The 1,916-nt window shown below is 34.6% G+C and carries 3 protein-coding genes; all 3 read right to left on the minus strand.

Annotated features, from left to right (window positions below):
- Positions 1-148: 148 nt before the first annotated feature.
- The gene (locus tag D1155_RS15445; RefSeq protein WP_160203303.1) at positions 149-820 is read right to left on the minus strand and encodes a DUF4367 domain-containing protein; all 672 of its coding nucleotides are present in this window, start codon (positions 818-820) and stop codon (positions 149-151) included.
- 43 nt (positions 821-863) lie between these two features.
- Positions 864-1,373 (minus strand): sigma-70 family RNA polymerase sigma factor, encoded by a 510-nt coding sequence (locus D1155_RS15450; RefSeq protein ID WP_160203304.1) that lies wholly within the window; start codon positions 1,371-1,373, stop codon positions 864-866.
- 333 nt (positions 1,374-1,706) lie between these two features.
- Positions 1,707-1,916 (minus strand): DUF3592 domain-containing protein (locus D1155_RS15690; RefSeq protein WP_243151102.1); only part of this gene is annotated, 210 nt, incomplete at its 5' end.

Raw genomic sequence — 1,916 nt, forward strand, 5'->3', positions numbered from 1 at the left:
CATAGCTTTTTACATCCTCCACTCTTGCGTACCTGACATTTACTTAGGCAAACTGGAATTCACCTTGGCAATTGACCTTTTTTTAAAAAATTTTCTGCCAAAGTGAATTCTTGTTCAAGAATAAACTTTCTTTAGCAAGCCTTTGTCCTTATTTTTCCCTATATTGCAAATTCTCTGCAATCTTAAGCAACAATTCCTTATCATTCTCCCCAGTCATTTCTATATAGATCTGTCGATCTTCCGTTAGCCAATAAACACTTAAGAAATTGTACTCTTCATTTACAAACAGGCAGCCATTATAATATCCTATTTTAATTTGTTCTATCGAGGTATGATCTGTATCGACAGTCATAGTGGTTTCAGGTGAACGCTCAAAAATACGAAGTTCCGTCCCGATTTGTGAAGAAAACAACATAACCTTCTCGAACTCTGTCTTTTCTGCCGCCTGCAAAATATACCCTTCCGGAATATAGGTAGGGTACCAATAATCTTTCCAGTCCCCTATCAAATCATCTTCATCTTGCGAAAGCAGCGTAGCTGATCCATCTTCTTTATTAGAAAAAACTTGGAGGATTTTCACTCTGAATGCATCAGATGTTTCCAGCGTAATCGCAGATAGTGTCACAAAACACACCATAATCATCGCTGCGATGTGTAAATAACTTTTTCTGCGATGCTTACTTTTCTTCTTTGCTTGCTTTTCGTCATATTCCCTAGCAAAAGACAGAACCTTTGGGTCCGGCTCAAGATTCATAATGCCGACAAGTTCACCATCTTTTTCAAAATACATATCCTCAGGTAAATCAAATTTTTCTTTCATACCTTTTCCCCATATTTTATCAATTTTATTTATATACAAAGATCTAATCTATCAGCTTTCTTAGTTTTAGCAACACTCTGCACTGTCGCATCTTAACTGCGCTTTGATTAATCCCCATCACTTTTCCAGTTTCTTTAATACTAAGCTCCTGATTAAATCTTAACTCAAGAAGCAGCCTTTCATCCTCAGATAACTGCGCCCTTGCTTTCTCTAAGGCATTTAAATTCTCTTTAAGAAGAAAATCGTCTTCTGTAGTATGTGAAATATTGAAGATCTCAGAAGCCTTCTCAAGTATCCTATTTTCTCGATCCTTTTTTCTATACTGCTCACAGATTTCATTTTTCACCATAGTTCTTATATAATTATGTAGTTGTAGAATTTCCTGGTCGAGATATTTCTCCGGTCTTTCAGAGATCTTTGTCCAAATAATTGCAGAAACTTCTTCTGCAACATCCCAATCTTGCGTGCAGTCTCGAATGAAAATATATACTAACCGATATGTCGATAAATACATTTCTTCAAACGTTTCATATTTTTTCTTGTCCTCTTCCATAACTAGATTCTCCTATACGATACCTTATCACAACTTAATGTAGAAAAATTTTTTATACAAGACTGCTCCGCAAAATTCATGCCATAAAATGCAACCATCTCGCTTTCCATTATATTGCCTATTTTCAGTCAAATCGGTCATCATAATGAATGCATCCCATTATGGTTGCGCAAGTTTTAATTGAATATATTATCATTTAATCTTATTTCATCTCATTATTATATATAAAATATATTTTCTTTTCATAATTTTATAATTCTAATATAATGGTTGATTCTAGTCTATCCCAATTCGAAGGCTACTCATATATCTGCCATAAAAAATTCCTTTTCTCTAATGGATTTGCATAAATACAGCTATTAATACACTGCCTATGCCAATTAAAAATCCCTTGATGATTCGTTTCGCTGAATAACTGTATATTCTCTCTGGTTTGTTTCGGTCATAACGAACGGTAATCGGTGTTCCTATCTTGGATGTCAAAGGAACTTGTATGCGATTTTTAGATACAATGTTTCTGTCATTAACCCGATAGGAAATCTC

Source organism: Anaerotruncus sp. 80 (genome assembly GCF_009936115.1).
Lineage (GTDB): Bacteria > Bacillota > Clostridia > Peptostreptococcales > Anaerovoracaceae > Senimuribacter > Senimuribacter intestinalis.